The sequence below is a fragment of the Nocardioides ochotonae genome, from assembly GCF_011420305.2.
In the GTDB taxonomy this organism is placed as follows: domain Bacteria; phylum Actinomycetota; class Actinomycetes; order Propionibacteriales; family Nocardioidaceae; genus Nocardioides; species Nocardioides ochotonae.
In genome coordinates this window covers 437,931-454,768 of record NZ_CP061769.1, presented here as the reverse complement: position 1 = coordinate 454,768, position 16,838 = coordinate 437,931, and the positions used below count along the sequence as shown (strand labels likewise).

General features: G+C 73.7%; 18 protein-coding genes. 6 read left to right on the top strand and 12 right to left on the bottom strand.

Going from position 1 to position 16,838, the window contains the following annotated elements; all coding sequences use genetic code 11:
• Positions 1-62: 62 nt before the first annotated feature.
• The 3 genes from HBO46_RS02235 to HBO46_RS02225 form a co-directional block, all read right to left on the bottom strand.
• Positions 63-422, bottom strand: a complete 360-nt coding sequence (locus tag HBO46_RS02235; RefSeq protein WP_153321937.1) for an NADH-quinone oxidoreductase subunit A — start codon at positions 420-422, stop codon at positions 63-65.
• 216 nt (positions 423-638) lie between these two features.
• Positions 639-1,328, bottom strand: coding sequence for a demethylmenaquinone methyltransferase (locus tag HBO46_RS02230; protein ID WP_166137321.1), 690 nt, complete (start codon positions 1,326-1,328; stop codon positions 639-641).
• 167 nt (positions 1,329-1,495) lie between these two features.
• Positions 1,496-2,101 carry a hypothetical protein gene (locus HBO46_RS02225; RefSeq protein WP_166137324.1) on the bottom strand — a complete coding sequence of 202 codons (606 nt, stop codon included), beginning with the start codon at positions 2,099-2,101 and terminating at the stop codon, positions 1,496-1,498.
• A 96-nt stretch (positions 2,102-2,197) separates the two neighbouring features.
• On the opposite strand from HBO46_RS02225, the gene HBO46_RS02220 reads away from it, so the two are divergent.
• Both HBO46_RS02220 and HBO46_RS02215 read left to right on the top strand, forming a co-directional pair.
• Complete coding sequence (locus HBO46_RS02220) at positions 2,198-3,469, top strand: isochorismate synthase (protein ID WP_166137326.1); 1,272 nt, start codon at positions 2,198-2,200, stop codon at positions 3,467-3,469.
• Positions 3,470-3,524: 55 nt separating this feature from the next.
• A complete protein-coding gene (locus HBO46_RS02215) occupies positions 3,525-4,091 on the top strand; it encodes a hypothetical protein (protein ID WP_166137330.1) in 567 nt (188 codons plus the stop codon).
• Between the two features lie 4 nt (positions 4,092-4,095).
• On the opposite strand, the gene HBO46_RS02210 is transcribed toward HBO46_RS02215, so the two are convergent.
• On the bottom strand, positions 4,096-4,734 hold the full coding sequence (locus HBO46_RS02210; RefSeq protein WP_166137333.1) for an MBL fold metallo-hydrolase: 639 nt from the start codon (positions 4,732-4,734) through the stop codon (positions 4,096-4,098).
• A gap of 106 nt (positions 4,735-4,840) precedes the next feature.
• On the opposite strand from HBO46_RS02210, the gene HBO46_RS02205 reads away from it, so the two are divergent.
• Positions 4,841-5,725 (top strand): SDR family oxidoreductase, encoded by an 885-nt coding sequence (locus HBO46_RS02205; protein WP_166137336.1) that lies wholly within the window; start codon positions 4,841-4,843, stop codon positions 5,723-5,725.
• Between the two features lie 105 nt (positions 5,726-5,830).
• On the opposite strand, the gene menD is transcribed toward HBO46_RS02205, so the two are convergent.
• From menD to HBO46_RS02190, 3 genes are read right to left on the bottom strand one after another with little or no spacing between them, the layout of a single operon-like run.
• On the bottom strand, positions 5,831-7,471 hold the full coding sequence (menD, locus tag HBO46_RS02200) for a 2-succinyl-5-enolpyruvyl-6-hydroxy-3-cyclohexene-1-carboxylic-acid synthase (protein WP_166137339.1): 1,641 nt from the start codon (positions 7,469-7,471) through the stop codon (positions 5,831-5,833).
• Positions 7,468-8,439: an o-succinylbenzoate synthase gene (locus HBO46_RS02195; RefSeq protein WP_166137341.1), complete on the bottom strand. Its 972-nt coding sequence runs from the start codon at positions 8,437-8,439 to the stop codon at positions 7,468-7,470. Before HBO46_RS02195 ends, menD begins: the two co-directional genes overlap by 4 nt.
• On the bottom strand, positions 8,436-9,467 hold the full coding sequence (locus tag HBO46_RS02190) for an AMP-binding protein (protein ID WP_224769336.1): 1,032 nt from the start codon (positions 9,465-9,467) through the stop codon (positions 8,436-8,438). The genes HBO46_RS02195 and HBO46_RS02190 overlap by 4 nt, the downstream gene beginning before the upstream one ends.
• A 36-nt stretch (positions 9,468-9,503) precedes the next feature.
• Here HBO46_RS02190 and HBO46_RS02185 point away from each other — a divergent pair, with 36 nt between their 5' ends.
• Both HBO46_RS02185 and HBO46_RS02180 read left to right on the top strand, forming a co-directional pair.
• Positions 9,504-10,781, top strand: a complete 1,278-nt coding sequence (locus HBO46_RS02185; protein ID WP_166137344.1) for an MFS transporter — start codon at positions 9,504-9,506, stop codon at positions 10,779-10,781.
• A 31-nt stretch (positions 10,782-10,812) separates the two neighbouring features.
• Positions 10,813-11,697: a 1,4-dihydroxy-2-naphthoate polyprenyltransferase gene (locus tag HBO46_RS02180; RefSeq protein ID WP_166137347.1), complete on the top strand. Its 885-nt coding sequence runs from the start codon at positions 10,813-10,815 to the stop codon at positions 11,695-11,697.
• A gap of 14 nt (positions 11,698-11,711) precedes the next feature.
• Here HBO46_RS02180 and HBO46_RS02175 read toward each other — a convergent pair whose 3' ends face one another.
• Both HBO46_RS02175 and HBO46_RS02170 read right to left on the bottom strand, forming a co-directional pair.
• On the bottom strand, positions 11,712-12,434 hold the full coding sequence (locus HBO46_RS02175) for a hypothetical protein (RefSeq protein ID WP_166137350.1): 723 nt from the start codon (positions 12,432-12,434) through the stop codon (positions 11,712-11,714).
• 214 nt (positions 12,435-12,648) lie between these two features.
• Entirely contained in the window at positions 12,649-12,915 is a 267-nt protein-coding gene (locus HBO46_RS02170) for a DUF4229 domain-containing protein (RefSeq protein ID WP_166137353.1), read from the bottom strand.
• A 55-nt stretch (positions 12,916-12,970) separates the two neighbouring features.
• Between HBO46_RS02170 and HBO46_RS02165 the strand changes: the two genes are divergently transcribed.
• Positions 12,971-13,189 carry a hypothetical protein gene (locus HBO46_RS02165; protein ID WP_166137356.1) on the top strand — a complete coding sequence of 73 codons (219 nt, stop codon included), beginning with the start codon at positions 12,971-12,973 and terminating at the stop codon, positions 13,187-13,189.
• Between the two features lie 99 nt (positions 13,190-13,288).
• Here the strand turns inward: HBO46_RS02165 and ccsB are convergent, their stop codons facing one another.
• The 3 genes from ccsB to HBO46_RS02150 are packed head-to-tail and all read right to left on the bottom strand — an operon-like array spanning position 13,289 to position 16,838.
• Entirely contained in the window at positions 13,289-14,332 is a 1,044-nt protein-coding gene (gene ccsB / locus HBO46_RS02160) for a c-type cytochrome biogenesis protein CcsB (RefSeq protein WP_166137358.1), read from the bottom strand.
• The gene (gene resB, locus HBO46_RS02155) at positions 14,329-16,083 is read right to left on the bottom strand and encodes a cytochrome c biogenesis protein ResB (RefSeq protein ID WP_166137361.1); all 1,755 of its coding nucleotides are present in this window, start codon (positions 16,081-16,083) and stop codon (positions 14,329-14,331) included. Before resB ends, ccsB begins: the two co-directional genes overlap by 4 nt.
• Positions 16,083-16,838: a cytochrome c biogenesis CcdA family protein gene (locus HBO46_RS02150; protein ID WP_166137364.1), complete on the bottom strand. Its 756-nt coding sequence runs from the start codon at positions 16,836-16,838 to the stop codon at positions 16,083-16,085. Before HBO46_RS02150 ends, resB begins: the two co-directional genes overlap by 1 nt.

The window sequence follows — 16,838 nt, the reverse complement described above, 5'->3', positions numbered from 1 at the left end:
GTTCCTGCGTCTGTCCGCCTCAGCCGTGGTGCCGGGTCGCTGCCCGGCGCCTCCGGCCGCCCTCAGTCCCACTCCAGTCCGCCGCGGCGCCACACGTAGGCGTAGGCGACGAAGACGGTGGCGAGGAACAGGACCATCTCGACCAGGCCGAACAGGCCCAGCGCGTCGAAGTGGACGGCCCACGGGTAGAGGAAGACGATCTCGATGTCGAAGACGATGAAGAGCATCGCGGTGATGTAGTACTTCACCGGGATGCGCCCGCCACCGACCGGTTGCGGCGTCGGCTGGATGCCGCACTCGTAGGAGTCCAGCCGCGCGCGGTTGTAGCGGGCCGGGCCGATCACGGCGCCGGCGGCGACCGATCCCACGGCGAAGAGGGTCGCGATCGCGACCAGGACCAGGACCGGCGTGTAGAGCTCCATACCGACGGTTCCTCCTTGCGCGTGGCGACCGGGTCCGCACTACTTGTGACCTTGTGAAACGAATCACGAAGTGGCGTTGCCCACATACTGCCACCGCGCGGAACGCGACGCACGCCGGGGGGTGACTTTCCTGCTCCGCGTCGCCCTCACCCTCCCCCGAGTCGGGGCTGATGGTTGCCCGAGTCGGGGCTTGTGGTTGCCCGAGTCGGCGAGGGGTCAGGCGGTGGCGCGGTGGAGGGCGACGATGCCGCCGGAGAGGTTGCGCCACTGCGGCGCCTGCCAGCCGGCCTGGGCGACCAGGTCGGCGAGGCCGCGCTGGTCGGGCCAGGCGCGGATCGACTCGGCGAGGTAGACGTAGGCGTCGGGGGCCGAGGAGATGGCGCGCGAGATCGTGGGGAGCGCCTTCATCAGGTACTCCAGGTAGACCAGGCGGAACGGCGCCCAGGTCGGGTGGCTGAACTCGCAGACCACGAGGCGTCCACCGGGCTTGGTGACGCGGTGCATCTCGGCGAGGCCGGCGAGCGGGTCGACCACGTTGCGCAGCCCGAAGGAGATCGTCACCGCGTCGAAGGTGTCGTCGGCGAACGGCAGCTTGGTGGCGTCACCGGCGGTGAAGGGCAGCGCGGGACGCGCCTGCTTGCCGACCTGCAGCATGCCGAGGGAGAAGTCGCACGGCACCACCGTCGCGCCGTGGTCGGCGAACGGCTGGCTGGAGGTGCCGGTACCGGCGGCCAGGTCGAGCACGAGCTCCCCGGGGCGGGGGTCGACGGCGTCGATCACGTCCTTGCGCCAGCGCCGGTCCTGCCCGAGCGAGAGCACGTCGTTGGTGAGGTCGTACCGCTTCGCCACGGTGTCGAACATCCGCCGGACGTCGATCGGCTGCTTGTCGAGTTCTGCGCGGGCCACCCGCGAAGCCTAGGCGGTCACCCCCGGACCAGCCCGAGCAGGTGCGGATCGGGGTCCGGGTGACGATGCGCCGACCCTGCGCCGACACGCACAGCGGCCCGGGTCCTCGATGGAGGAGCCCGGGCCGCTGCGGCGTTCGGGTGGTCCGGCGACGCCGGACCCGGCGATCAGCCGGCGAGGTCCTGCAGGACGGAGACGGCCCGCTCGGCGGGGACGCCCTCGGCCTCGACCTGCCAGGTGGCGTCGGTGTCGCTCAGCTGGCAGCGCACGAAGACGGGGTCACCCTCGGGGATCTCCTGGCCCTCGGGCACGGCCTGGGCCCACAGCACGTTGCACACCGCACCGTCGACCTCGACCAGCTCGCTGGAGAGGCGCTCGGCGCCGACCAGCGCCGGGTCGTACGGCGGACCGTCGGGCAGGAACGGGCCCGGGGCCTCGTCGACCGCGACGATGCGCAGCTGCTGGGCGCCGCTCTCGTCGGCGTACATCCGCACCGCGGCCGGGGCGCCGAAGAGCGCCTCGAGCTGCTCGGCGGACGCGCCGAAGAGCTTGCCCTGGAGCTCGGGGTCGGTACCCGGGCCGGCAGCCTCCTCGTCGTCGCCGTCGCGGGGAAGGTCGACGGCGGTGAAGCCACCGGGCAGGGTCTCGGGCAGCTCGATGGAGTCCTCGGCGGTGAGCTTGGGCAGCACCACCGCGAGCACCACCAGGAGCCCGAGGAGGACCGCACCGAGGACGAGGCCGCGGACGCGCAGAGCAGGAGGCGTGGAAGTCACGCACGCGACGGTAACGGCCCAGGCTGAACGACACCTGTGCGACCCCCGGTCGACCGGCGGCCGGGTGACGTGGCTCTCGCGCGTAGTCTCGTGCGGGTGACGACGAGCGCGACCGCCGGGGACCAGGCACAGGCGGGCACCCTCGTGGCCCGGACCCGGCCGCTGGACCTACCCACCGCCGACGCGCTGCTGGACCTGCTTCCGGCCGAGCGCCCGCTGACCTGGCTGCGCCGCGGCGACGGGCTGGTGGGCTGGGGCGTGGCCGCGGAGCTGCGCACGAGCGGCAGCACCCGCTTCGCCGATGCCGCCAAGTGGTGGACCGAGACGACCGCCCGCGCGGACATCCGCGACGAGGTGCGCGAGCCGGGCACCGGGCTGGTGTCGTTCGGCGCGTTCGCGTTCGCCGACGAGCCCGGCGACTCGGTGCTCGTGGTCCCCTCGGTGCTGGTCGGGCGGCGTGGCGACCGGGCCTGGATCACCACCGTCGGTCGCGGCGAGCCCCTCGAGGAGCCCGCCCTCACCCCCACCGACCTGCCCGCGCCCCCCGCCGGGGTGACCTACGCCGACGGCGCGCTCAACGGCGAGCAGTGGATGTCCGCGGTCGCCGACGCGGTCGCCCGGATCAGCGCCGGCGACCTGGAGAAGGTCGTCCTGGCCCGCGACCTGATCGCCACCGCCACCGAGCCGGTCGACGTGCGCTGGCCGCTGCGCCGCCTCGCCGCCGGCTACCCGATGTGCTGGACCTTCCACGTCGACGGCATGTTCGGCGCGACCCCGGAGATGCTCGTGCGCCGCGAGCGCGGCCTGGTCACCTCCCGTGTGCTGGCCGGCACCATCCGGCGTACCGGCGACGACGAGCGCGACCTCGCCCTGGCCGCCACGCTGGCCCGGTCCTCCAAGGACCTGGAGGAGCACGAGTACGCCGTGCGCTCGGTCGCCGACGCCCTGGAGCCGCACTGCTCCTCGATGAACGTGCCCGAGGCGCCGTTCGTGCTGCACCTGCCCAACGTCATGCACCTCGCCACCGACGTGAACGGGGTCGTGCACGACGCGGCCACCGTCTCCTCGCTCCAGCTGGCCGAGGCGCTGCACCCCTCCGCCGCCGTCGGCGGCACCCCGACCCCTGCCGCGACCGAGCTCATCTCGCAGATCGAGGGCATGGACCGCGGACGGTACGCCGGACCGGTGGGCTGGATGGACGCCAGCGGCGACGGCGAGTGGGGCATCGCGCTGCGCTCGGCCTCCCACGAGGGCGCCACCATCCGGCTCTTCGCCGGCTGCGGCATCGTCGCGGACTCCGACCCGGAGTCCGAGCTGGCCGAGTCGCAGGCCAAGTTCGTGCCGGTGCGCGACTCGTTGGTCCCCTGAGGGCTGCGCAGAACCTGGCCCGGAACCGCTCGGCGCGTGGGGGCGTCGTAGCCCCATGAGCCGAGTCCTGGTCGCACCCGCCCTCGCCGCGGCCGCCCTGGTCGTGCCGGCGCTCACCGCGCCCGGCGCCGCCGCACTGTCCTGCGCGATGCCCGAGCCGCTGATCCGGGACGCCGACGTGCTGGTCACCGGCCGCATCGTCGACGGTGCCAGCGACCAGGACGGCAGCCGGATCCTGGTCTCGGTCGACGCGGTGAACCGGGCGCCGGCGGACACCCACGTGCCCGAGCGGTGGTGGCTCGACGTCGATCTGGTGGGCTGGTCGGCCTGGATCGACGACAGCGGCGCGATCCCCGCGGGGTACTCGAGCCCGCAGCGCTGGGTGTTCGCGCCCGCCGAGGGCGAGGTCAACCCGTGCACGGCCTGGCCGGCAGGATCGGTGCGAGTCCCCGCCGGCGACCCCGTCGGGACTGCGGTCGCACCGTCAGTCCTGCCTCACGACGACCGCACCACCCCCGACACCCGCGCCGCGTGGACGTGGGTGGGCGCCGGGCTCGGCGCGAGCCTGCTGGGGCTGGGTGCGGTCGCCGCGGCGTCCGTCGTACGACGCCGCCGGACCTGAGGCGTCAGTCCAGGTCCTCGCCGTCCGCGCGCCGCAGGAACTCCTGGCCGGTGCCCAGGAGGGCACCCATGTGCTGCGCGAGGATGCCGAGGCCGAAGTCGGAGTAGACCCGGTCGTGGATCGCCAGGTTGCGCGGGGCGCCGACCTCACGGGCGAACTCGATCGCCTCCGAGCTCTTCAGCCACGGCGCCGAGGACGGCACCAGCAGCACGTCGACGTCCTGGCGCGGGGCGACGAGGGAGTCGCCGGGGTGGTAGACCGAGGTGTCCCCACCGGTGAGCACGTAGCCGCTGTTGTGGATGCGCGGCATCTCGGGGTGGATCACGGCGTGCCTCTCCCCCACCACACGAACCCCGAGGCCGCCGAGGTCGAGCCGCTGGCCCGGGGCGACGACGGTGACCCGTTCGGCGACGTCGGGAGCGTCCTCGCGGATCTTCGCCGCGACGTCGGCGATCGTCCAGATCGCCGCGTCGGTGCCGCGCAGCAGCTCCGGGGAGTAGTGGTCGGCGTGCTCGTGGGTGATCAGCACCGCCTCGGCGCCGTCGAGCGCCTCCGGGGTGGCGAAGATGCCGGGATCGAGGACGACGGTGGTGCCGCCGTGCTCGACGCGGACGCAGGCATGTCCGAACTTCGTGATCCTCATGGGCCCACGCTAGTGGCCCCGGCGCCCCGCGAGCGGCCGCTGTCCGCGCCCGGGCCGAGGCTTCGTCGGGGCTCCGCGCCACGCACGTCTGCCTAGGCTGGCCGCCATGAGCGCCCCCGGAACCCCCGAGACCGAGACCGGCCCGAGCGGCGCCGGCACCCTCGCCGTCACCGGCGTCACCGGCGCCTTGGGCGGGCTGGTCGTACGCCGACTCTCCGATGACTTCCGCATCGACCTGCGCCTGCTGGCGCGCGACCCCGACCGCGCTCCCGACCTCGACACCGACATCCGCGTGTGCGAGTACGGCGACCTCGACGCCGGGATCGCGGCGCTGCACGGGGTCGAGACGCTGCTGATGGTCTCGGCGTCGGAGTCCGCCGACCGGCGCACGGAGCACCGCACGTTCGTGCGCGCCGCGGTCGAGGCCGGCGTGCGCCACATCGTCTACACCTCCTTCGCGGGGGCCGCGCCGGATGCCGGCTTCACCCTCGGCCGCGACCACTTCGACACCGAGCAGGCGATCCGCGGGTCGGGCCTGGAGTTCACGTTCCTGCGCGACAGCTTCTACCTCGACGTGCTGCCGCACTTCGCCGACGCCGACGGGGTGATCCGCGGTCCCGCCGGCGAGGGCCGGGTCGCCGCGGTGGCGCGCGCCGACGTCGCGGCCGTCGCGGCCGCGGTGCTCCGCGACCCGGGCGCCCACCGCGGCGCGACGTACACGCTGACCGGGCCGGAGGCGCTCACCCTCGCCGAGGTCGCCGCGCGGGCCGGCGCCGTGCTGGGCCGCGAGCTGCGCTTCGTCGACGAGAGCACCGAGGCGGCCTACGCCTGGCGGCGCGAGCAGTACGGCGCCCCCGACTGGCAGCTCGACGCCTGGGTCAGCACCTACACCGCCATCCGCGACGGCGCGCTCGCCGAGGTCAGCCCCGACGTCGAGCGCGTGGCCGGCCACCCGCCCCGCACCCTCGAGGACACCCTCACCGACGGTTGAGTCGAGGGTTGTGACGGTTGAGTCGAGACCTCCGACCGTCGAGTCGAGAGTGGCGTGGCCGGAAGTCTCGACTCGACGGGAGAAAGTCTCGATTCAACCCGCGGGTCAGGGGCGCAGGGCGCGGAGGGCGCGGTCGAGGTCGCGGCGGGTGTCGCGGCGTACGACGGCCTCGACCACCTCGATGCCGCCGTTGGGGCTGGCGAGGGCGTGCTCGAGCTCGGGCAGGGAGTCCACGCGCCAGTGCGGGGTGCGGGTCGCGGCGCAGAGCGAGGCGAGGTCGACGCCGTGCGGGGTGGCGAAGATCTTCTCGAACGGGTCGGCGTGCGCCGGCGCGCCCTGCTCGAGGGTCGCGAAGATCGAGCCGCCGTCGTCGTTGACCACGACGATGGTGAGGTCCGGGCGCGCCTCGGCCGGGCCCAGCACCAGCCCGTTGGAGTCGTGCAGGAAGGTCACGTCGCCCACCAGCGCGAGGTTGCGGGTGCCGCGCGGGCGCCCGAGCGCGGCCCCGATCGCGCTGGAGAGCACGCCGTCGATGCCGGCCAGGCCGCGGTTCGCGACCACCTTGCGGTGCTGCCCGACGGGGTGACGGGCGGCCATCAGGTCCAGGTCACGGATCGGGTTCGAGGCGCCCACCCACAGCAGCCCGCCGGCCGGCAGCGCGCGGCTCACCGCGCCCGCCACGGCGTACGGCGTGAGGTCCGGGCCGCTCTGGACGAGCGCGTCGACCTGCGCCGAGAGCGCCCGGTCGGCCTCGCGCCAGGTGGCCAGCCAGCCGCCGTCGACCGCGCCCTCGCTGCCGGAGACAGCCGCGCCGAGCGGAGCACCGGTGAGCCCTGGCACGGCGTCGAGCATCGTCGCCGGCCACGGCGGCCGCGCCCACGCACCCGGGTGGCGCACCGCCAGCACCTCCACGTCCGGACGCGACAGCAGCCGGCTGACGGGCCGCGACAGCGTCGGGCGTCCGACGACCACGACCCGCTCGACCTGCGCACCGAGCTCGGTGTCCAGCAGCAGCCGATAGCTGCGGACCGCATGGGTGCCGGTGCGCGCCCCGCTGGTCGGCTCGGCCAGCAGCGGCCACCCGGCGCGCTCGGCCAGCACCCGCGCCGCGGGCCCGGCGCCGTCGCCGGCCACCACCACGGTGCGCTTGTCTCCGACCTCGAGCGTCACCTCGCCACTCAGCTCCACCCACTCGCGGGGCCCCGGCGCGGCGGCCGCGCCGCCGGGCGTCGGCAGCCACCGGTCCTCGGGGACCAGCGGCTCGTCGAGCTGGACGTTCCAGTGCGTCGGCCCGTCCGCCACCAGGGCGGGCAGCCCGGACCCGTCGAGCACCTCCGCGTCGAGGTCGGCGGTGGCCACCAGCGGGCCGAAGATACCCACCTGGTCGGTGGTCTGGTTGGCGTCGGTGCCGCGCAGCCGGGCCGGACGGTCGGCGGTGAGCACCACCAGCGGGAGCCCGGAGTGGGCGGCCTCGAGCACGGCCGGGTGCAGGTTCGCGACCGCGGTGCCCGACGTGCACAGCACCGCGGCCCGCGCGCCGACCTTGGTCAGCCCAACCGCCAGGAAGCCCGCGGAGCGCTCGTCGAGCCGGGTGTGCAGCCGCAGCCGCCCGGTCGCGGCAGCGTCGAAGGCCGCGAACGACAGCGGCGCGTTGCGCGAGCCCGGGGAGAGCACGACCTCCCGCACGCCCGCCTCCAGCAGCGCCTCGACGACGGCGCGCGCGAGGGCGGTGGCGGAACGGGTCACGTGGCCCGATCCTTCCGTACGCCGCGGACCGCGGCGAGCCGGGCCTGCCAGTGCGCCACCCGGTCGGGGCCGGCGGCGAGCCTGGCGAGGGAGTCGAGGTCCACCTCGACCGGCGCGACCGGCAGCATCCCGTCGACCGGCAGCAGCGGCTCGCGAGCCACGTCGTCGGTGAGCAGCTGCACGGTGGCCAGCCCGCAGGCGTGCGGCAGCTCCGGCAGCGCGGCGGCCAGCGCGACGCCCGCCGCGATGCCGACCGACGACTCCAGCGCGGAGGAGACCACGATCGGCAGCCCGATGTCCTCGGCGATGCGCAGGCAGGCGCGCACCCCGCCCAGCGGCTGCACCTTCAGCACCGCGATGTCGGCGGCCTCCAGGTCGCGCACCCGGTAGGGGTCGGCGGCCCGGCGGATCGACTCGTCGGCGGCGATGCGCACCTCGACCCGACGGCGTACCGCGGCCAGCTCCTCGACCTCCGCGCACGGCTGCTCGACGTACTCCAGCCCGCGCGCGGCCCGGTCGAGCGCCCGGATCGCGGCGACCGCCTCGTCCACCGACCAGCCGCCGTTGGCGTCGACGCGCACCTGCCCGGCGGGCCCGATCGCGTCGCGCACCGCCTCCACGCGCGCCACGTCGTCGGCGAGCGTCTGCCCGGGCTCGGCGACCTTGACCTTCGCGGTCGCGCAGCCCCCGCGGCGCACCACCGCGTGCGACTCCTCCGGACCCAGCGCCGGCACGGTGACGTTGACAGGCACCCGGTCGCGCAGCGGCGCGGGCCAGTCCCCGGCGCTCGCCTCCTCGGCGGCGCGCAGCCACGGCTCGGCGATCTCGGGCGAGTAGTCCAGGAACGGGCTCCACTCCCCCCACCGGCCGCTCTCGGGGTCGCGCAGCAGCATCCCCTCACGCACCGTGATCCCGCGGAACCGCGCGCGCATCGGCACCGACCACACGTGCACCTCGGGCCCGCTCATGCGTCCTCCTCCGCGGCCAGCGCGCGCAGCCGCAGCCGGTCCGGCTTGCCGTTGGCCAGCAGCGGTACGTCGTCGAGCGCGACCAGCTGTCGCGGCGCCCAGGAGCGCGGGTGCTCAGCCGCCACCCAGTCGCGCAGCCCAGCCAGCCCCACGTCCCCGACCACGAACGCCACCACCCGGTTGCCCCACTCCTCGTCGGGCACCCCGAGCACCTCGGCCTCCCGGACGCCGGGGTGCGCGCGCAACCGTGCGGCGACCGCCGGCCCGGGCACGTTGACGCCGCCGGTCACGATCACGTCGTCGAGGCGGCCGAGCACCTGCAGCCGGCCGTCCTCGTCGAGGCGCCCGGCGTCGGAGGTGAGGAACCAGCCGTCGACCAGCACGGACGCGGTCAGCCCGGGGTCGTCCTCGTAGCCATCGAACAGCGTCGGCCCGCTGATTCGCACCCGCCCGTCGTCCCCGATCGCGACCGCCACCCCGTCCAGCGGCAGGCCGTCGTACACGCATCCGCCCGCCGTCTCCGCCGAGCCGTACGTCGCCACCACCCGCACCCCGGCCGCCCGGGCGCGCTCGCGCAGCGCCGGGTCGATCGGGCCGCCGCCGAGCAGCACCGTGTGGAACGTCGCGAGCGCCGCCGCGGACTCCGGGTCCGCGAGCAGGCGCTGGAGCTGGGTGGGCACCAGGGAGACGAACCGGTCTCCCGCCGGCATCGCCGCGGCCGCCGCGGCGAACGACGGGTGGTCCTCGAGCAGCACCGGCTCGTGCCCGGCGACCAGCGAGCGACAGACGACCTGCACCCCGGCGACGTATGCCGCGGGGAGCGCGAGCAGCCAGCCGCCAGAGGCGCCGACGCGACGCACGGAGGCCTCGACCGAGGCCAGCACCGCGCGGCGCGACAGGCGCACCCGCTTGGGCCGGCCCGTCGACCCGGACGTCTCGACCACCCAGGGTGCCGGCTCGTCGTGTGACTCCAGCCACGCGCGGAGCGTGGCCACGGTGGCGGCGGTGGACGCGGACGTGAAACTCACGGGACGAACGCTATCCCCGCGTGCTCTGATCTCCCCGTGCCATCCCGTCTGGACCAGTTCAAACCGCCCACCCCGCTCGCCGGCCGCCTCTCGGTCCAGTCGGTGCTCTACGCCGTCGGCGACGGCACCTTCATCACCGCCAGTGCCGTCTTCTTCACCACCGTCGTCGGTCTGACGCCCGCCCAGGTCGGTCTCGGCATCACCCTCGCCGGCGTCGCGTCGTTCCTGGTCGCGGTCCCGGCGGGCAAGCTCGCCGACCGGATCGGCCCGCAGCGCACCTGGGCGCTCGGCGCGGTCGGCACCGCGCTCACCTACGCCGCCTGGCCGTTCATCGACGGGTTCGCGGCGTTCCTCGTGGTCAGCATCCTGCTCGAGGTGGTCAACAGCGCGGGCGGTGCGGCCCGCGGCGCCTACGTGCTCGACCTGGTGCCGCGCGCGGAGCGGGTCGCCTCGCAGGCCTACATGTACGCCGCGCTCAACCTCGGCTTCACCGGCGGCGCGGCGATCGGCGGCATCGCCCTGGCCTTCGACAGCGACGCCGTGGTGACCGCGCTGCCGGTGTTCACCGCCGTGCTCATGCTCGGCAACGCCTACTGGATCACCCGGCTGCCGAAGGCGCCCCACCGCGAGCGTCCCAGCGCCTTGGAGCAGGCGGTCAGCGGGGCGATCGAGGACGCCGAGGCCGAGCGCCTCGTGCCGGGCGCGCTGCGCAACCCCGGCTACCTGCTCACCTCCTTCTTCGGCGGCGTGCTGGGCACCAACCAGGTGCTGCTGCACACGGTGATCCCGCTGTGGCTGATCGCCGAGACCGACGCGCCCCGGGTGCTGCTGGCGCTGCTGTTCGGCACCAACACGGTGATGTGCATCTTCTTGCCGATGATGGTCGCGCGCACGGTGCGCGGCCTGCCCACAGCACTGCGGGCCTCGCGGATCAGCAGCGGGTTCTTCGTGGTCTCCTGCCTGATCACGCTGGTCACCCACGACACCCTCGGCTGGACCACGATCGTGCTGGTGTGGCTGGGCCACATCACCGTCACCGGCGCGGAGCTGTTCCTCTCCGCCGCCGGGTGGGCCTTCGAGTCCGAGCTCTCCGACCCCGACCGGCGCGGGGAGTACCAGGGCGCCGGCAACCTCGGCAACACCCTCGGCTACGTCTGGGCGCCGGCCGTCTACACCTACCTGGCGATGGAGTGGGGCGCGACCGGCTGGCTGCTGATCGCCGCCATCATCGTGCTCGCCACGGTGCTGATCCACCCCTCCTCGCGGATGGCCGAGCGGTTCCTGGAGCGCCACGAGCTGGACCCGGCCGCGTGAGCGGCGCCGGGGGCGGGTTGAATCAGTCCTCGTGGCTCCCTCGACTCCGACGCCGGCCCAGTGGCTCGCCGGCTCCCGCCCCCGCACCCTTCCCGCCGCGATCGCACCCGTCCTCGTCGGCTCCGGCGTCGCGGCGTACGCCGGCGGGTTCGTGTGGTGGAAGGCGCTGCTCGCCCTCGGGGTGAGCCTGGCGCTGCAGGTGGGCGTCAACTACGCCAACGACTACTCCGACGGCATCCGCGGCACCGACGACGACCGGGTCGGGCCGATGCGCCTGGTCGGGTCCGGGGTGGCGACGCCGGGTGCGGTCAAGCGCGCGGCGTTCACCGCCTTCGGGGTCGCCGGTGTGCTGGGCCTGGCGCTCGCCGCCACGACGGCCTGGTGGCTGGTCGCCGTCGGCGTGATCTGCGTGCTGGCCGCCTGGTTCTACACCGGCGGCTCGACGCCGTACGGCTACCTCGGGCTGGGCGAGGTCATGGTCTTCGTCTTCTTCGGGCTGGTCGCGGTGGTCGGCACGACCTACGTGCAGACCGAGACCTTCGAGGTCGCCGCGCTGCTCGCCTCGATCGGCATCGGCGCCCTGGCCTGCGGGGTGCTGGTCGTCAACAACCTGCGCGACATCCCCACCGACACCGTGTCCGGCAAGCGCACCCTCGCCGTACGCCTCGGCGACCCCGCCACCCGCGGCCTGTACGTCGCCCTGGTGGCCGTCGCGGCCGCCTCCGTCGTCGCGGTCGCCGCGGTGACGACGTGGTGGGCGCTGGTCGGGCTGCTGTTCGTGGTGCCCGCGCTGCCCGGGCTGCGCACGGTCCGCTCGACGGCGACCGGGCCGGCGCTGGTCCCGGTCATCCAGTCCACCGGCCTCGCCGAGGTCGCCTGGGCGGTCCTGGTGGCCGCCGCGCTCGTGCTGGCCTGAGGCCGCGGCGCGGGTCAGCGGATGGTGCCCGTGCCGCTGCCGTCGAGGCGCTTGCGCAGCAGCATCTCGCCCTTCGCGTCGACCGGGACGGCCTCGGCGGTGAAGGTGATCGGCGAGTCCTTCTGGTAGATGAAGTTCTGGGCGTAGGAGTAGGTCTCGCCCGTGTCGAAGGTGTACACCGCCGGCTCGCGGTAGCCGTCGGGGCCCAGGGCTCCGATGTTCACGCCGAGCTCGTCGAACTGCTCGATGTCGAACACGCCCTCCATGCCGATCAGCTGCGTCCAGTCGTCGTAGCGGGGCGTGATCTTGACCAGACTGGGTCCCAGGTCGATCGGGTCGCCGTTGTTGGTGATCACGTAGTTGACGAACACGATCTCGTCGCCCTCGGCCAGCAGCGGCTCCTTGGTCTCGGAGTCCACGAAGGTGCCGTCCCGGTCGGCGGTGGAGGTGCCGACCTGGTGCACCTCGACGGTGATGTCGCCGACCTCGAAGGTGGAGATCAGCTCACCGGCGGTGGCCAGCGGGTACGCCCAGTCGGGCTGCCCCTCGGCCGGCGTCGCCTCGGCGTCCGCGGCGGTGTCCTCGGCAGCGTCCTCCGCGATGTCGCCGGCCGGCGCCTCGCTGCTCCCGCCCTCCTTCGCCTCCGGCTCGGAGTCCCCCGAGCAGGCGGTCAGCGAGAGCAGGCCGGCGCAGGCGAGGGCGGCGACGGAGCGACGGACAGAACGGGCATGGCGCATGAAGGATCCCCCGGTGCTGGATGGAGGTCGCCGTACGGCGGCGCCGCTGATCGAGACGACCTCCCCTTATGCCTGCCTCCGGCCCGAGGCGCACAAACGTGCCCGTGGCCACAGCGGCGCGGGTGGCTCGTGGGGGTTGCCGCGGGGTGGCGTGCGCGCAACTGCGCCGAGAAGCACCTACCCCGGGGAGCGGAGGAGCAGGAGGAGGAGCGCGTCAGCGCTCGTCGTCGTCCTCGCTGGCCGCGCGCTCTTGGAACTTCGCGGCCGCCCGGTCCGCGCGCTGCTGCACCCGCAGGGCGAAGGCCTCGCGGTACTTGTCGAGCAGGACCAGCGAGCTGAAACCGCTGATCAGGAACGCCACGATCACGGCGAAGAACAGGTCGACGCCGCCCGTGATCAGCCACCACACCACCGACACGACGCCGAGCGCCGCGACGAAGAGCAGGGCACGCAGGCCGGTGTAGATCCAGAACTCCTTCACCCCTTCAGGGTATCCGCCGCCCTGGGTCCGACCGGCCCCGGCCTAGGCTGGGGGCGTGCTCAAGTTCCTCCTCGTCGTCGCCATCTTCGCTGCGGTGACCTACCTCGCTGTCCGTGCCATGCAGCGCTCCGGCCAGGGCCCCGGTCTTCCGACCCGCCGCCCGCGCCCGCAGCCGCCGCGGATCATCGCCCCCGACGACGACGAGGACTTCCTGCGCGACCTCGAGCGCAAGCGCCGCCACCCCGAGGATCCCGAGAGCCCCTCGGCCGGCTGAGGCGCCGCACGCAGGCCCCCACACACACGGACGGGCCCCGACCACCAGTGGTGGTCGGGGCCCGTCTGCGTCCGCCCGCGGCGGGGACGGCTCGAGTCGCTAGCCGGAGGCGCCCGGCGTCACCGGGGCCACCGCGCTCGTGCCGGCGCCCAGGTCGGGCGCGGCGTAGGAGTGCTGGCTGGTGGAGGAGAAGAAGTTGATGCCGATGAAGTTGAACCACAGCGTGGCCAGGCCGACCAGCGCCAGGATCGCGGCGTTGCGCCCCTTCCAGCCCGCCGTGGCCCGCGCGTGCAGGTAGGCGGCGTAGATGACCCAGGTGATGAACGCCCAGACCTCCTTGGGGTCCCAGCTCCAGTACGAGGCCCAGGCCTGGTGCGCCCAGATCGGCCCGGTGATCAGCACCGCGAAGGTCCACACCGGGAACGCGAAGGCGTGCATCCGGTAGGAGATGAGGTCCAGGCGGGCCGGGGACGGCACCCGGGCGAGGTAGCCGCCGGTCAGGCCCTTGGCGACCGCACGCTCCTTGAGCAGGAACAGCACCGAGCCGATGCCGCCGAGGGTGAAGGCGCCGGTGGCGATGATCGCGGAGACCACGTGGATCACCAGCCACGGCGAGTCGAGCGCCTCGGTCAGCGGGGCGACCTCGTCGTGCAGCCAGATCGCGGCCGCCATCAGCACCGACACCTCGAGGCCGGCGACGATCGGGCCCATCCAGGCCAGCGAGAAGCGGCGGTAGGCCAGCAGGTAGCCCAGCGCGAGCACGAAGGTCGCCGAGAGCGTGAACTCGAACATGTTGCCCCACGGCACCCGGTTGGGGTCAGCGGCCATGCCACGCGAGACCAGCGACACCGCGTGCACGGCGGTGGCGATGATCAGCAGCAGCAGCCCCAGCCGACCGAAGAGGGTGGTACGGCGGACGACGTCGTCGTCGACCGGCTCCTCCCCCACCCCGTCAGGGCCGCCGGTGGCGACGGCGACGCTGCCACGGCCGGACTCCGCCGGCGCGGTCACCGATCCCGCCGAGGCGGGCAGCTTGCGCAGCGCCGACCACTCGATGAGATGGGACAGCAGGGCCAGGAAGTAGACAGCCCCACAGACGACGAGCGCCTGGTTGCTGAGGGTCTCCCACGCTGCGTTGCTCACGAGTCCTCCTTGGACCGGGGGTGGTGCTGGGGGTGGTGCTGGGTCGGGTGCTGCGGGTCGTACGGGCGCTCCTGGTCATCGGGCGCGCCGAGCGCCTCGAGGAGCGCGTCGATCTCGGTGGACACGTCGCCGCCGCCGGAGCGGTCCAGCGCGGCGACCTCCACCAGTGTCACCCCGCCCTCGCGACGGGCACGCACCCAGACGCGTCGAGGGCGGATGAACAGCGAGCCCAGCAGGCCGACCAGGGCCAGGACCACGCCGGTGAGTGCGACCATCTTGCCGGGGGTCTGGCTGATCTGGAGCCGGTTCCAGCGCTCGACGCCCTCGAAGCTGACCGAGCCCAGGCCGTCGGGCAGCTGCACGGTGTCGCCGGGCTGCATGTCCAGACGCAGCGGCGTGCCGTCGGGGTTGGTGACCTGCTCGGCGTCGCCCTTGGGCAGCACGTAGACCGACTGCGGCACGCCGTCGTCGAGGCCCAGGTCGCCGGTGTAGACGAGCACCGAGAGCAGCGGGTTGGCGAGGTCGCCGAAGACGTTGACCGGGTCGCCGTCCGGGGTCATCGAGAACGTCGGGTAGAACACGCCCTCCAGGCCGACCTGCCCGGTCGGCGAGTCCGGCGCCTTCACGACGCCGAAGGAGAACAGGCTCATGTCCTGAGGCAGGAAGATCGTCGGCCCGCTGTAGGTCACCTCGCCGTTGCCGTCGCGGATCGTGATCACCGGGGCGTAGCCGTGGCCGATGAGGAAGACCTCGGTGTCGCCGATCGCCAGCGGGTGGTTGACCCGCAGGTCGTACTCCTTCTCCTCGCCGTCGCGGCCCTCCTTGTAGCGCAGCGCGGCGTTGAACTTCTGCGCCATGCCGGCGCGCGGGCCGGTGGTCAGCCAGTCCACGTCGAAGTCCTCGACGGTGAAGGAGAACGGCTCCATCTGGTCGGCGTCGAAGAGGTCGCCGGGGACGAAGTCGTCGTACTGGGTGAGGCTGTTGGAGAAGCCGTTGCCGACCACCAGCAGCACGCCGCCGCGGTAGCCGAACAGCGAGCCCACGGCGAAGCCGACGAGCACCACGATCACCGAGACGTGGAAGAGCAGGTTGCCGACCTCGCGCAGGTAGCCCTTCTCGCTGGCCACCGCGGCCTCGCCCTCGGGGTCCAGCGCGGCCGGGCGCACCCGATAGCGGCGCCGCTTGAGCACGCCGCGGGCCCTCTCGAGCACGTCCTCGACGCTGTCGGCGGTCGTGTACGACGCGTGGTCGGGCAGCCGGGAGAGGTTGCGCGGGGCGCGCGGCGGAGGCTTGCGGATGGCCTTCGCGTAGTGGAACGTCCGCGGCAGGATGCACCCGATCAGCGAGAGCATCAACAAGATGTAGATCGCGGAGAACCACACCGTGCCGTAGACGTCGAACAGGCCCAGCCACTCATAGACCGGCGTCAGATCGGGGTGCTCGTCCTTCCACTGCGAGGTGGCGAGGGAGTCCACGCCCTCCTGCGGGATGATCGAGCCGGGCACGGCCGCCAGCGCCAGGAGCAGCAGCAGCACGAGCGCGGTGCGCATCGAGGTGACCTGGCGCCACACCCAGCGCAGCAGCTCGCCGATGCCGAGCTCGCCGGCCCCGCGTCGGGGCGCGCCGTCGCCCCCTGAGCCTCCGGTGCCTCGAGGACCGCCGGGGACCCCGGCACCGCCGGAGGGGTCGAGAGGCTCGGACGTCTCGCGGGTGATTCCGGGAGCGCCGGGCTCGTGGGACGTGGGTGACATCAGACCGCCACTTCGAAATCGGAGATCAGGTGGATCTGGAGCCAGCTGACGGCGTAGTCCCACCAGCCGGTGACGAGCGCGAGGCCGACCAGGATGAGCATCCCGCCGCCGAGCCGGGTGATCAGCAGCTGGTGGCGACGCAGCACCTTCAGGGCGCCCAGTGCGCGGTCCCAGAAGATGCCGGCCACGATGAACGGCAGCCCGATGCCCAGCGAGTACGCGCCCAGAAGCAGCGCGCCGCGGCTGGCGGTGCCCTCGGCGTAGGCCAGCGTGGTGATCACCCCGAGGGTGGGGCCGGCGCACGGCGTCCAGCCCAGGCCGAACAGAAAGCCGACGACCGGGGCGGCGGCCAGGCCGACCGAGGGGATCTTGTGCACCCGGACGTCACGCTGCAGCAGCGGCACCAGGCCCATGAAGGCCAGGCCCATCACGATGGCGATGACGCCGAGGACCAGATTGAGGGTGCCCTGGTTGACCTGGAACCAGCGGGCGACCCCGCCACTGGCCAGGCCGAGCATCACGAACACCGCACTGAAGCCGAGCACGAAGAGCAGCGACCCGAGCGCCATCCGGCCGCGGCGCACCTGCCCGGTGGCGAGGTCCGCGCCGGAGAGCCCGGTGGAGTAGGAGAGGTACGCCGGCAGCAGCGGGATCACGCAGGGCGACAGGAACGCCACCAGCCCGGCGAGGATCGCCACCGGGACCGCCAGGATCAGCGACCCCGACCCTGCGGTCGAGGTGAACCAGTCGACCAT